This window comes from Clostridium sp. MD294 (assembly GCF_000364165.2).
Classification (GTDB): domain Bacteria; phylum Bacillota; class Clostridia; order Lachnospirales; family Anaerotignaceae; genus Coprocola.
This window is the reverse complement of the sequence record NZ_CP097810.1, coordinates 2,260,599-2,274,870: the sequence shown is the minus strand read 5'-3', so window position 1 is coordinate 2,274,870 and position 14,272 is coordinate 2,260,599. Positions and strand designations below refer to the sequence as shown.

The following is a 14,272-nucleotide window of genomic DNA, read 5'->3' as shown; positions in this document are numbered from 1 at the left end:
TTTTTTTATTATAAAATATATGGAGTATTATTATGGAAATTAAAATAGTTTCAGAAAATAAAAAACAGTTTATAGATTTGCTTTTATTGGCAGATGAACAACAAAATATGATTGATAGGTATTTAGAGAGAGGCACATTATTTGCATTATATGAAAAAAATTGTGTGAAATGTGTTTGTGTTGTTACAAAAGAAAAAAAAGGCATTTATGAAATAAAAAATTTAGCAGTAGATACGCATTACAAAAGACAGGGATATGGAACAAAAATGCTAAAATATATTTTTGACTATTATAAAAATGTATGTGATATATTATTTGTAGGAACAGGTGATAGTGATTTGACCATTCCGTTTTATAAAAGTTGTGGTTTTGTATATTCTCACAAAGTAAAGAATTTTTTTATAGAACATTATAATGCTCCAATATTTGAATGTGGTGTACAATTAGTAGATATGATTTATTTAAAAAAGTTACTATAATGAAAATGACGACAATAAACTGCCGTCATTTTTTATTTATTATTATTCTGTTTTTTCTGGTTGCAATGATATATTACTTACAGCTAAAACAACATACGTTTTTTCTGTACCAGAACTATCTGTTTTATTCATTGTTCCTAAAGGAATACCAACAGATGTTTCTATAATACTTGTTTCTTTTAATTCTTCTATATTTCCACGATAATATAAGGCATAATTTTCACCTTTATCAGAAAAAGCTTCTATATAAACACCTCTTAATTCTGTAAGACCTTCTGGGTTTTCTGTAATAGAAAATGTAGAAAAAGTGGAAATAGCCAAATCAGATATAGAAATAAATTTATCACCATATTCATCACTATTTTTTATAATATCTTCATAGTGAATATTTTTATCTATTAAATTAGAAGGTATTTCTGAATATTGAGCTGGAAAATAATTTTTTTCTGCTGTTAAAATAGTACGAGCTTTTTGATTGATTATGAAATCACTTCCTGGCAATGTTTGCATAAATTCAAAAAATTGTATGGTATTAGGGTGCCAAATATCTTTTATATAAGTGCCTTGCTGTATTTGACCATTTTCAAAAACAGTTTTTCCTGTTCCTTCAAAATGTCCTTCTACAAAATCGCCTTCATAATACCAACCTCTTTGATTTTGATTTTGAGAAACAAATTTACCTTTTCCATGAGGAATATTATTTTTTGTTTCACCTGAATATATTCCTGTCATTTTTCCAAAAGCACAGTCAAGTGTGATTTCTGTGGCATTTTCCATGTTTTTTTGTGCTTGTGTAGCAAAGTCAGATGTTATATTTGTTTGTATATCATCATTTTGTATAGTATTATTTGCTGTATTTTGCATAGAAGTTTCTACATTATTGCAAGCAGAAAGTGCCAAAATGAGCATAGTAGAAAAAAATGCAGCAAAATATTTTTTCATAATGTTTAACCTCCTTATGTGTTTATTAAATGTTATAGTAGCACAAAAAAAATTATATGAAAAGGGGACAACATCAATTTTAATAAATTTGACATTTTTTAATGAATTTTATAGCGATTGTTCAGAATTTCTTTCGTTTTTGTTCATAATTTATACAAAATATAGATGTATAATAAAAATGTACCAAAAATAATAGTATATACATATTTATTTCAAAAAAATATATATTGATATATTGATAGGAGGAATAAAATTTATGAATAAAAAAGAGAAAAAACAAAATATCATACAAAATCAATCTAAATTAAAAAAGAATGATATAAAAAAAAGAAAAGAAAAAAAATATGCTGAAGTAAATGCTATGATGCTTTTGACATACTATTTAGCCAATGCGTAAGGTACATAGTCTATTTTTTAAATGTTAAGTCAAAAACAGATTTTTGACTTGCTGAAACAGAGGAGTAAACAGCTTGTTTCATTGTATTAAAGGCTTTGAAATTTGCTGTTGAAAGCTCCTGTTGTATATTAAAATAATATATTTCATGCTTCTATTTGACGAGTAACAACGAAAAAAACGTAAAAACTTGTACTTTAATAGGCTTTTTATATAGATTGTTATTTTTTTATGGAATTTTATAGAAATATATGTTAAAATAAAAAATAATAAAAAAATTGTATGTGGAGGATTTAGATATGGTAAAGAGTACAAAAAAAGATAAAAAATTACTTTCTGTATTATTTCTTTTATATACATAAGGCAATGAAAAGAAACGATTTTTCTTTTGATTGTCTTTCTTTTTGTAATGAAATAAAGGAGGATTATTATGCTAAACAGAAAAGATATTCTTGGTTTAAAGGATATGACAAAAGAGGAAATATTAGAAATACTCCAAACAGCAAAGGAGATGAAACTTCGCATTGATGATAGTACTAAAAGAGTAGATGAAGTGAAAGGGTGTAGTATTGTTAGTTTGTTTTATGAAAATAGTACAAGAACAAAAACTTCTTTTTCGCTTGCTGGAAAATATTTAGGAGCAACAGTACAAGACTTAGGTGTAAGTACAAGTAGTGTAAATAAAGGAGAAAGTTTAATTGATACAGGAAAAACGTTGGATCAAATGGGTGTAAAAGTGATGATAATGCGTCATAATATGACAGGAGCACCACATATTTTAGCGAAAAATGTATCAGCCCATGTTATTAATGCAGGAGATGGTTCTAATGAACACCCTACACAGGCTTTATTGGACTTATTTACTATATTGGAATATAAAAAATATTTTGAAGGCTTAAAAATAGCAATTATTGGGGATATTTCTCACAGTCGTGTTGCAAGAAGTAATGTATTTGGCTTATCTAAATTAGGAGCAAATGTTACATTAGCAGGCCCTTCTACATTATTAGGTGGTTCTGGATTACTTGGTGTAAAAACAACACCTGATGTAAAAGAGGCAGTAAAAGATGCTGATATTGTAATGGGTTTGCGTATACAATTTGAAAGACAAAAAACAACAGCTTTTCCTGATTTAGCAGAATATCGTGAGTTGTTTGGAATAAATAAAGAAGTATTAAAATATGCAAAAAAAGATGTATTGATTATGCACCCAGGGCCTGTGAATAGGGGAATTGAATTAAGCACAGATATTATTGATGGTAAAAATTCTGTGATTAATATACAAGTGAAAAATGGTGTTGCGGTTAGAATGGCAATATTAAAATTATTATATCAAGGAGGAGAAAAATGAAAATTTTAATTCAAAATGGACAAGTAATAGACCCAGCTTCTCAAACAAATGAAGTAATGGATATATTGATAGAAAATGGTATTATTTCAAAAATAGAAAAAAATATCACAGACAAAGCAGATAAAACTATAAATGCAGAAGGGAATTGGGTAACACCAGGTTTTATTGATGTTCATGTACATTTAAGAGAGCCTGGATATGAATATAAAGAAACAATAGCAACAGGTACAAGGAGTGCAGCAAAAGGTGGATATACTACAATATGTCCTATGCCAAATACTAATCCAGTATGTGACAGTGATATTATGATAGAATACATTAAATTAAAAGCAGAAAGAGAGGGAGTTATACACGTTTTACCTATTGGAGCAATTACAAAAGGACAAAAAGGAGAAGAACTCTCTAATATTGGGAAAATGGCAAAAGCAGGGGCTTGTGCTATTAGCGAAGATGGCAAAAGTGTACCATCTTCTGGATTACTAAAAACGGCTATGAAATATGCAAAAATGTTCGATATTCCTGTACTTTCTCACTGTGAAGATATTAACTTAGTAGCTGGTGGTTCTATGAATGCAGGAGCAAGTGCACAACTTTTAGGATTAAAAGGTATTTCAAATGACTCGGAAGAGGTAATTGTAGCAAGAGATATCATATTAGCAAAAAGTACAAATTCTAAATTACACATTTGTCATATGAGTACAAAGGGTAGTGTGGAATTATTACGTCAAGCAAAATCAGCAGGTCAAACTGTTACCGCAGAAGCAACACCACATCATTTTACATTAAGTGATGATTTTATAACAGACTATGATGGAAATACAAAAATGAATCCACCTTTGCGTTCTAAAGAAGATGTATTAGCAATTCGTCAAGCTTTGAAAGATAATGTAATAGAAATTATTGCAACAGACCATGCACCACATAGTATAGACGAAAAAAATTGTGAATATGAAAGAGTGGCTTTTGGTATTGTAGGATTGGAAACAGCATTACCTTTAGGCATTACTGTGCTTGTAGAAGAAGGTTGGTTAACACCTATGGAACTAATTGCTAAAATGACATATAATCCTGCTAAAATGTTAAATATTGATAAAGGTACATTGACAGTAGGAAAAGCAGCAGATATTACTATTGTTGACCCTAATAAAATATATAAAATTGATACTGATACATTTGCCTCAAAAAGTAAAAATACACCTTTTGGAGGTTTTGAAGTAAAAGGAAAAGTAATATATACTATTGTAGATGGCAATATTGTTGTAGAAAATGGTGAATTGGTAGAACAATTGAATTAGCACAATTTTATAGTATTAAAAATAAATAAAATATGTAGTATGTTATTTTAAATTATATTTTAAGGAGTATATTTATGTACTCCTTTCCTTTTTATATTTATTTAAAATGACATAAATTGGCAGTATATTTTATTTATCATAAATGACAAGGGGGAAGGGGAATAATGAGAAAAAGATATTTCAGTATATTTGTGTTGATAGCTATGTTGTTTTCGTGTGTGACTGTTTCAGCAGAAAGTACAACAAATAATGATATTATTGTGTTATATGAAAGTCTGAGGGAGATTATGTTATTGATATTATGAACCAAGTAGGATATGATGCAGTTGCACTTTTGGGAAAAAGTATAAGAGAATAAATAAAAAAGCTTCCTTAATATTTATTAAGGAGGCTTTTTATTCGTTTTCTAAATTTATTTTATTATTATATTTCTCTAATTTTAAACTGCTTCACTAAATTCATCAAAAATTGAGCTTGAGTTGACAATTCTTTACTAGCAGCTGCACTTTCTTCAGAAGTAGCTGAATTAGTATGTACCACACTAGAAATTTGGTCAATTCCCAGCGTTACCTGTGCAATAGATGCTGCTTGTTCCTGTGATGCTTGAGAAATCTCTTGGACTAATTCTGCTGACTCTTGAGAAGAAAGAACAATACGTTCGAGAGATTTAGCAGTTTGATTAGCTATATCAGCACCTTCTTGCACAGATTGAACAGTTGCTTCAATAAGAACTGCTGTGTTTTTAGATGCTTCTGCGGACTTGCTTGCCAGATTACGAACTTCATCTGCTACAACAGCAAATCCTTTTCCTGCTTCTCCAGCACGTGCCGCTTCAACTGCTGCATTCAATGCAAGTATATTTGTCTGAAAAGCAATATCTTCAATCGTTTTTATAATTTTGCTAATTTCAGAAGAAGAGTTATTAATCTGGTTCATAGCAGTAATCATTTGCTCCATCTGTTTTTTTCCAACACCTAGTTCTGTTGCAGCAACAAGAGCTTGGCTACTAGTTTGTTTTGCATTTTCTGCATTGTTTGATATATGATTGTGTATTTCGGTAATTGTTGCAGCTAATTCTTCTACAGAAGATGCTTGTTCTGTAGTTCCCTGAGCAAGAGCCTGAGCACCAATTGCTACTTGTTCTGAACCACTTGCTACCTCTTCAGCACTCATATTTAATTTTCTGAAAATATCATTTAGTTTATTAATGGTACGCTGAAATGATTCTTTAATAGGTGCAAAATCCCCTACATATTCCATATCAATATCAAATATGAGATTTCCTTTGTCAAGTTCTGCTAATGATGCAGATATATTTTCAATATAATCACGCCATGTTTGCACTGTTTTTGCTAAAGCACGTGTTAAATCTCCAATTTCATCTTCTGCTTTAAATTCTTCTACTTCTGTCTTAAGATTTCCTTGACTAAGTTCAATCAAACGTTCTGATGCCGCTTTAATAGGGTCTGCCATTTTTTTAGCTATTATAGAAGTGACAATAGTACTAATGATAAAAATAATTAAACCAAAAAAGTATGTGATTAGTATTGACTGAAAACAAGATTTATTTGCAGCATCTAGTTCTCCTTGAATAATAGGAAGCATATCTTCCTCATAGTTTCCAGTTCCAATATACCAGCCATAAGGCTCAAATTTTTTGACAAAACCTCTCTTGGCTTTCGCTTCAGTTTCTCCAGATTTTGCAAAATAAAAATCTATAAATCCTCCTCCTGGTTTATCTCCAGCGGCAATCGTATCTCGTACAAAATAATTTCCTTTTTCATCTTGAGTATTATAACGATTAGTTCCTTCTACATCTGGATTAATATGTACTGCATTTGTTCCATCTGCCATATCTGCCCAAAAATAACCTGTTCCATTATTATATCTAGTGGTACGAACGATATATTTAGCATTTTCTATAGCTTCTTCTTCAGTAATATCACCACTTTGATATTTATTATATTCTGCTTGAAGTACTCCAATCATACATTCTACTTGACTTTGAATAATCTGGTCCAGTTTTTCTTTGGTAGCTTCAATGTTTTTGTCGTATGCTCTTTTCAAAGACAAATACGATAGGGAAGAAATTAACAATACAGCTACAAAAATAAGAATACCTGTACTGAAAATCAATTTCCCCCTCAACTTCAGTTTCATTACAAAAGACTCCTCTCATATTAAAAATAATTTTATTATTTTTCAACAAAAATAGCTGAAAAATATTTACTATATTTTATTATAATAGATAATACTTCAAAAGTCTATGATACATTACTATTTTTTGCTATATTTTATCATTTTTATTATAATTATGTATAGTATTGTTAATAAGCATATTGTTAGTATTTATGTTATCATTTTGCTTGGTTAATGGGAAACATAAGTTGTTACTGTTGCTTTTGTGTAAGCATAAAGAATATTTGGTACTATAATGGGATATAAAAAATATTGTAAATTCAATAGATTGCATCGTTTTATATAAACATATTATAATATTCATATTTTGTTTACAAATACTACATATCCCATTCATATTTTTATTTTATAGTGTATACATACCCAATAAACATAGCAAAATTACATGACACTTCCCTAAAGAAAAAAGAACCTGCCCCTCAGGTTCTTTTTTCTTTTGTTTTTTTATACGACATTTTAAAAATAAAATTATTTTTTTATTTTCTGCTCATAATAGACATTTTATATATTACCATAATTATAGAATAGTATATTTTGTTTTACTTGGTATAAATGAGATAAAACCACATTTTGAACGTGATTTTATTTTATGTGCAGAAATAGTTTATTGTGTGAAATGGCTTTTGTTGTATGACCACATTTGTGAAATAAAAATAAGATTTAAAAGAGTTATGCCATTTTATAATAAAGAAAATAAAAAAATTGTAATAGTTGTATAGCAAATAGGAAAATAAATGAAAAATGAAAATGAAATTTTATAAAAATTTTAAATATTTGCATTTTAAAATTTATAAAACTGCCGTCTTGACGAAAACAACATTTTTAGCGTATTATTTACAAAATAAGTTTTGTGTTGTGATAAGCGGTACAAAAAAAGTAACAAAAGTTACAAAGAAAAAACACAGGGAATTATAAAAAATATTGAGGGGGAAAGAATATGAAAAAATTTTTAGCAGGAGCAATGGCGCTAGTAATGATGTTTTCATTTGCAGCTTGTTCTTCAGGTGAAGATACTCAACAATCAAATAACAATGAAAATAATGTAGAAAGTTATGCAGATAATCCTACTATTTTGATAGGAGGAATTGGACCACTTACAGGTGGTGCTGCATCCTATGGAACTAGTGTAAAGCAAGGTGCAGAAATTGCTATTGCAGAAATCAATGAAGCAGGTGGTATAAAAGCAGGAGATGGAGTGTATACTTTTGCACTTGATTTTCAAGATGATGAGTCTAGTGAAGACAAAGCAATTACAGCTTATAACTCTTTAATGGATAAAGGTATGAAAGCTTTGATTGGTACTGTAACAAGTGCACCATGTATTGCAGTAAAAGAATTATCTAAACAAGATAATATATTGCAAATTACACCTTCTGGTTCTGCTATTGAATGTATTACAGATGCACCAAATGTTTTCAGACTTTGTTTTACAGACCCATTACAAGGAAGAACAATGGCTGACTTTGTAAAAGACCAAGGTTTCACAAAAGCAGCAGTTATATTTAACAATTCTGATGACTATTCTACAGGTATGAAAAATGCTTTTGTAGAACAGGTTAAAACAAATGGCGGAGAAGTTGTAACAGAAGAAGCATTTAATGAAGGTGATGTTGATTTTTCAACACAATTAACAAAAATTAAAAGTACAGATGCAGAAATCATATTCTGCCCAGTATACTATGAAGCAGCAGCATATATTACACAACAAGCTAAAGAGCTTGGAATGAATTTACCATTTATTGGTGGAGATGGTTGGGACGGCATATTAGCACAAGTAACAGACTCAGCTACTATAGAGGGTGCTGTATTTTTAAGTCCTTTCTTGGCAACAGATGAAGCAGAAGAAGTTGCAGGTTTTGTAGCAAAATATCAACAAAAATATAGTTCAACACCAGACCAGTTTGCAGCGGATGGTTATGATACTGTATATGTTATTAAAGCAGCTATAGAAAAAGCAAATTCTATAGAAAGTGAAGATATGATTGCAGCAATGACAGAAATTACAGTAGACGGTATTACAGGTTCTATGTCATTTACAGAAGACGGCGAACCAGATAAAAGTGCAAAATTTGTTGTTATCAAAGACGGACAATATACAGCAATGGAATAATAAAGATATATTGTTATAATAAGTGACAATAAAAGTCCCTTCCGCCTAGTGGGTGGAAGGGCATTGTTTTAAATAGGAAAGTGATTATGATGTAAAAGAGGTGGAAGAAATGTTAATTAGTATGCTGGAACAGCTGATAAATGGATTAAGAACAGGCAGTATATATGCTTTGATTGCTTTAGGCTATACTATGGTTTATGGTATTGCCAAAATGATAAATTTTGCTCATGGCGATATTATTATGGTAGGTGCTTATACATTATATATAGGCATCGCATTATTAAATTTATCAATACCGATTTCTATATTGCTAACAGTTATTGTTTGTTCTGTAGTGGGCGTTGCGGTAGAGAAAATTGCCTATAAACCCTTAAGAAATGCCCCTCCTCTTGCAGTATTGATTACTGCCATAGGAGTAAGTTATTTTTTACAAAGCGTGTCCCTTTTGATATTTAAAGCGACACCAATACCATTTAATTCAGTCATTAATATACAATCTGTTAAATTTGGCAGTTTAAATATTTCAGGTATTACCATTGTAACACTAATTGTTACAACAATATCAATGATAGTATTAACTTTATTTATCAATAAAACAAAAGCAGGCACAGCTATGAGAGCAGTATCAGAAGACAAAGGTGCAGCACAATTAGTAGGTATCAATGTAAATAAAACAATATCAATGACATTTGCTATTGGCTCGGCACTTGCAGCACTTGCGGGAATACTTTATATTTGTCAGTATCAAACATTAAAGCCAACAATGGGAGCTTTGCCAGGCATTAAAGCATTTGTTGCAGCAGTATTAGGTGGTATAGGTAGTATTCCTGGTGCTATGCTAGGAGGCATTGTATTAGGAATTATAGAAAGTTTGTCAAAGGCATATATTTCAACAGAATTATCAGATGCTATTGTGTTTGGAGTGCTTGTTGTGGTATTGCTTGTAAAACCTTCTGGAATATTAGGTAAAAAACAAAATGAAAAAGTATAGGAGGTGGGCAAATGGAAAAAATCTTTCAGAAATTTGATAAAAAAGAAATTAGAAATATAGCAATACTTGTGTTAACTTATGTTTTTATAACAATATTGATAAAAGGTGGATTTTTAAATCGTCAGTATACTTCTTTACTTGTGCCTATCGCAGTAAATATTATGTTGGCAGTTTCATTAAATTTAGTAACAGGATTTTTAGGAGAATTGTCATTAGGACACGCTTGTTTTATGTCTATAGGAGCATATAGTAGTGCAATATTTACAGTAAATACAAATTTACCAGCAATATTACAATTTATTATAGCACTTGCTTTAGGTGGCATTATGGCAGCAATATTTGGTTTTTTAATAGGTGTTCCTGTATTAAGATTAAGAGGAGATTATCTCGCTATTGTGACATTAGGATTTGGTGAAATTATAAAATCTATATTGATTGCTATGAGCGGTATTACAAATGGTGCGAAAGGTCTTTCTAAAATACCACTTTATTCTAATTATAAAAATTATACAGTAGTATATATTATTATGGCAATTACAGTATTAATGATAGCAAATTTAGTAAAATCGAGAGATGGTCGTGCTATTTGTGCAGTAAGAGATAATGACATCGCAACAGAGTCTATAGGTATTAAAGTAAGTGCTTATAAAATAAAAGCATTTGTAATATCAGCATTTTTTGCAGGGATAGCAGGTGTATTATATGCACATAATGTTGGCATAATCAAACCAACAACATTTGATTATAACCAATCTATTGAGATACTTGTTATAGTAGTATTGGGTGGTATGGGAAGTATACAAGGTTCTATTATTGCAGCAATTATATTGACAATATTACCAGAACTTTTAAGAGGAGCAGATAATTATAGAATGTTGCTTTACTCTATCGCATTGATACTTATTATGGTATTTAATCATTCTAAAATAAAAGAGGGATTAATAGAAAATAGAACGTTATCAAAACTCTTTCAAAAAAAGGGAGGGGTAGAAAATGGCACTTCTTGAGGTAAAAAATTTAAGTATATCATTTGGAGGATTAAGAGCTGTTGATGATTTTAATATTAGTATAGAAAAAAATCAGCTTTATGGTTTAATTGGCCCAAATGGTGCAGGAAAAACAACAATATTTAATCTTTTGACAGGAGTATATCGCCCTACAGAGGGAAGTATAGAATTAGATGGTGTAAGTTTGGTAGGAAAAACAGCTTCAGAAATTTGTAGAGAAGGTTTTGCTCGTACATTTCAGAATATACGTCTTTTTAATAGATTAACAGTGTTGGATAATATCAAGACAGCATTGCATAATCAAGTAAAATATTCTTTATTGGATAGTATGCTACATACTTCAAAATATAAAAAACTAGAAAAAGAAATGAATAAAAGAGCCATAAATATATTAAAAGAATTTGATTTAGATAAAGAAGCAGATGTAGTTTCTGAAAATTTGCCTTATGGTAAACAAAGAAAATTAGAAATTGCGAGAGCATTAGCAACAAATCCAAAAGTACTTTTGTTAGACGAACCAGCAGCAGGCATGAACCCAACAGAAACATTAGAATTGATGGATACCATTAGAAATATACGTGATAAATTTCATATTGCGATACTTTTGATTGAACACGATATGAATTTAGTGTTAGGTATTTGTGAGGAATTAGTTGTTTTGGACTACGGCAGAGTAATTGCAAAAGGATTGCCTTTAGATGTAGTAAATGACCCTACTGTTATTACAGCATATATAGGAGATTAAATAGGGGGTGAGTATATGCACATGCTTAAAATTAAAAATTTGAATGTATATTATGGGCATATTCATGCAATAAAAGGAATATCACTTCGTGTAGAAGAAGGGGAAATTGTTTCATTGATTGGTGCAAATGGTGCAGGAAAAACAACAACAATGCAAACAATATCAGGACTGTTAAGAGCAAAAAGTGGTTCTATTGATTTTATGGGAAGGAATTTGATGAAAACAGAACCACATAAAGTAGTAGAATTAGGTATTGCACAAGTTTTAGAGGGAAGACGAGTATTTGCTAATTTAACTGTAAAAGAAAATATACAAATGGGTTCTTATACAGTAAAGGACTCTTTAGAAGGATTAAGACAAGCAAGAAAAGATATTTATGATAAATTTCCAAGATTGAGAGAAAGAAAAGAGCAGCTTGCTGGAACACTTTCAGGAGGAGAACAGCAAATGCTTGCTATGGGAAGAGCTTTAATGACAAGACCAAGACTATTGATATTAGATGAGCCATCTATGGGACTTTCTCCTCTTTTAGTAAAAGAAATATTTGAAATTATAAAAGAGGTAAATAAATCAGGTGTAACAGTTTTATTAGTAGAACAGAATGCAAAAATGGCACTTTCTGTTTCTGATAGAGCTTATGTTTTGGAAACAGGAAAAATATCAATAGAAGGAAAAGCAGATGAATTAATGAAAAATGAGTCCATTAAAAAGGCATATTTAGGAGCTTAATGATAAACTAAAAAACATTGAGGAGAAAGCTCCTCAATGTTTTTTTATGTTACAATGTTTTTTAACATTTCTGATTGTTCTGATAATTTTTGAGATGTTACTTTACTTTGTTCTACAATATTTACTGTGTTTTGTATTAAATTAGAAATACGATTGATGCCTTCTGTAGCATTTTGTACCATATCTGCTTGCTGCTTAAAAATATGTATTAACTGAGAAATTGCTTCTTGTGATTTTGTAGTATGCTGTATAACTTGTATAAACTCGTCATTTGCTTTGCGAGCAAATGTTTCACCATCTTTTATAGCATCTAAAGTAGCTGTAATTAAATCATTTGTCGATTTTGATGCTGTTGCACTTTCACCAGCCAAAGTACCAATTTGTGTTGCTACTACAGCAAAACCTTTTCCAGCAGCCCCTGCTCTTGCAGCTTCAATAGAGGCATTAAGGGAAAGCATATTTGTAGATTGTGAAATAGAGTCAATTTCATTTATAATATTTTTAATTTTTTCAGTTGTTTGTAGCATACTATGTATAGAATTCATCATTTGTTCCATATCTTCGCTTGTTTGTTTCATACCTTCTATCATATCGGCAGAATTTTGAGCGACTATATTAGAAATATCTTCACTTTCTTTAGATTTTTCAAGAAGATTTTCCATGTCAGTAAGTAATGTGTTTACATATTGTGTTTGTGTTATAGTATCTTGTACAATTGCTTGCGATGTTTGAAATGTTTGTGTTGTTGTATCAGAAAGAGAAACAGCAGCTTGTTTTACTTGATTTACAACACCTTCTTGTTTTTGCATTAAAAGTTCAGATTGTTGTATATTTTGTTTTATACTTGCTACCATTTGATTAATATTAATACTTAAATCGTGAAATTCCTGATTTGTATGAATATCTACTTCTACATCTAAATTTCCAGAAGTAATTTGTTTTAGTTTTTCTATAATTTGCTGTATTCCTAAAACAACATAATTTTGAATGAAAAAATTGATTACTAATATTAATATAATAAATACAATAAGACAAATAAACATAATTGTTATAACTTGATTTGTACGAGAACGATATAATTCTTTTGTAGGCATTGCTAAACCAATGATATAGTTTTCATATTTTTCTGTAACAACATAAACTTTTTGATTAAGAATTTTATTTATACCAAAAGTACTACCCGAATGATTTGTTTCAGAAATAATATTGTCTGGAATACCATATTGTTGATAAGTCATTTGTTCTCCATTTGTACCTGCTGCCATAATTCCCGTATTAGTATCTACTGCAAATACATAACCACTGATACCATATTCAATATTTGATAAGGCTTTTTCTATAGTATTATTAGCAAGTGCGGTATTTAATTTTTCTGGTTCTACACCAACTTGTACAATGCCAGGAGAGTCTAAACGAGAAACGCCTATGTATTGAAACATTTTTCCAGTAGCTTGATTTGGCTGAGGCTCTTGTGCTAATTGAAAAGAGGAATTTGTTAATATAGGTAGAAACGCTTGTGTTTGTGCTCCATCGTTAAAATTTAGTCCATAATATTCAGGTATGTTTCCCCAAAGTAAAACACCATTTTCATCTGTAATATGTACTTCACTTACATTTAATAAATCTGCTATATTTTGCATGAAATCTACAGAATATAATAATTGTGTATCTTTTGAAATGATATAAGACAATGTTTTTGCTTTTATTAGTGCTTCTTCTCCAAAGTCTTGTTTAATTTTTTTAATCTCATTATCATTTTCTATTAGTGTTGTTTTTATCGTTTTTAATTTTTCAAGTGCGACAGCTTTCTGATTAGAACGTGATAATGCAGTTTGAAAAGCAAAAACAATACAAACAATGATAATAAATGCTACTAACATACAAAGACTTAAGTATTTTGTGAATTTTTTCTGCATAGTTTTATCTCCTGTCATATAATATGTGATTTATGTTTATAGTATTATATACTATTATGTAAAGTATTGTCAATTAGTATAATAATAATGTGTAAATAAACAAATTATTGTGCT

General features: G+C 29.9%; 13 protein-coding genes. 10 read left to right on the top strand and 3 right to left on the bottom strand.

The genetic code is table 11. The annotated features are described in order from the left end of the window. The first annotated feature begins 32 nt into the window (after window positions 1-32). Complete coding sequence (locus tag C820_RS11295; protein ID WP_004033769.1) at window positions 33-479, top strand: GNAT family N-acetyltransferase; 447 nt, start codon at window positions 33-35, stop codon at window positions 477-479. A gap of 42 nt (window positions 480-521) precedes the next feature. Here the strand turns inward: C820_RS11295 and C820_RS11290 are convergent, their stop codons facing one another. Then, complete coding sequence (locus C820_RS11290; protein WP_004033771.1) at window positions 522-1,421, bottom strand: MORN repeat-containing protein; 900 nt, start codon at window positions 1,419-1,421, stop codon at window positions 522-524. 256 nt (window positions 1,422-1,677) lie between these two features. Here C820_RS11290 and C820_RS11285 point away from each other — a divergent pair, with 256 nt between their 5' ends. The 4 genes from C820_RS11285 to C820_RS11270 all read left to right on the top strand — a co-directional run bounded on the left by C820_RS11285 (window position 1,678) and on the right by C820_RS11270 (window position 4,766). Then, window positions 1,678-1,818: a hypothetical protein gene (locus C820_RS11285; protein WP_004033773.1), complete on the top strand. Its 141-nt coding sequence runs from the start codon at window positions 1,678-1,680 to the stop codon at window positions 1,816-1,818. 424 nt (window positions 1,819-2,242) lie between these two features. After that, window positions 2,243-3,166 (top strand): aspartate carbamoyltransferase catalytic subunit, encoded by a 924-nt coding sequence (locus tag C820_RS11280; protein ID WP_035295489.1) that lies wholly within the window; start codon window positions 2,243-2,245, stop codon window positions 3,164-3,166. Continuing rightward, window positions 3,163-4,461: a dihydroorotase gene (locus C820_RS11275; protein ID WP_004033777.1), complete on the top strand. Its 1,299-nt coding sequence runs from the start codon at window positions 3,163-3,165 to the stop codon at window positions 4,459-4,461. Before C820_RS11280 ends, C820_RS11275 begins: the two co-directional genes overlap by 4 nt. A 164-nt stretch (window positions 4,462-4,625) precedes the next feature. Next, window positions 4,626-4,766: a hypothetical protein gene (locus C820_RS11270; RefSeq protein ID WP_004033778.1), complete on the top strand. Its 141-nt coding sequence runs from the start codon at window positions 4,626-4,628 to the stop codon at window positions 4,764-4,766. A 118-nt stretch (window positions 4,767-4,884) separates the two neighbouring features. Here C820_RS11270 and C820_RS11265 read toward each other — a convergent pair whose 3' ends face one another. Then, a complete protein-coding gene (locus tag C820_RS11265; protein ID WP_004033779.1) occupies window positions 4,885-6,621 on the bottom strand; it encodes a methyl-accepting chemotaxis protein in 1,737 nt (578 codons plus the stop codon). A 976-nt stretch (window positions 6,622-7,597) separates the two neighbouring features. Between C820_RS11265 and C820_RS11260 the strand changes: the two genes are divergently transcribed. From C820_RS11260 to C820_RS11240, 5 genes are all read left to right on the top strand, one after another. After that, window positions 7,598-8,770 carry an ABC transporter substrate-binding protein gene (locus C820_RS11260; protein WP_004033780.1) on the top strand — a complete coding sequence of 391 codons (1,173 nt, stop codon included), beginning with the start codon at window positions 7,598-7,600 and terminating at the stop codon, window positions 8,768-8,770. A 115-nt stretch (window positions 8,771-8,885) separates the two neighbouring features. After that, window positions 8,886-9,761, top strand: a complete 876-nt coding sequence (locus C820_RS11255) for a branched-chain amino acid ABC transporter permease (protein WP_502799883.1) — start codon at window positions 8,886-8,888, stop codon at window positions 9,759-9,761. Between the two features lie 11 nt (window positions 9,762-9,772). Further along, a complete protein-coding gene (locus C820_RS11250) occupies window positions 9,773-10,768 on the top strand; it encodes a branched-chain amino acid ABC transporter permease (protein ID WP_004033782.1) in 996 nt (331 codons plus the stop codon). Beyond that, window positions 10,755-11,513 (top strand): ABC transporter ATP-binding protein, encoded by a 759-nt coding sequence (locus C820_RS11245; RefSeq protein WP_004033783.1) that lies wholly within the window; start codon window positions 10,755-10,757, stop codon window positions 11,511-11,513. The genes C820_RS11250 and C820_RS11245 overlap by 14 nt, the downstream gene beginning before the upstream one ends. A gap of 21 nt (window positions 11,514-11,534) precedes the next feature. Continuing rightward, a complete protein-coding gene (locus C820_RS11240; protein ID WP_347562957.1) occupies window positions 11,535-12,242 on the top strand; it encodes an ABC transporter ATP-binding protein in 708 nt (235 codons plus the stop codon). 44 nt (window positions 12,243-12,286) lie between these two features. Here the strand turns inward: C820_RS11240 and C820_RS11235 are convergent, their stop codons facing one another. Continuing rightward, window positions 12,287-14,158, bottom strand: a complete 1,872-nt coding sequence (locus C820_RS11235) for a methyl-accepting chemotaxis protein (protein ID WP_004033793.1) — start codon at window positions 14,156-14,158, stop codon at window positions 12,287-12,289. Between the last annotated feature and the right edge of the window lie 114 nt (window positions 14,159-14,272).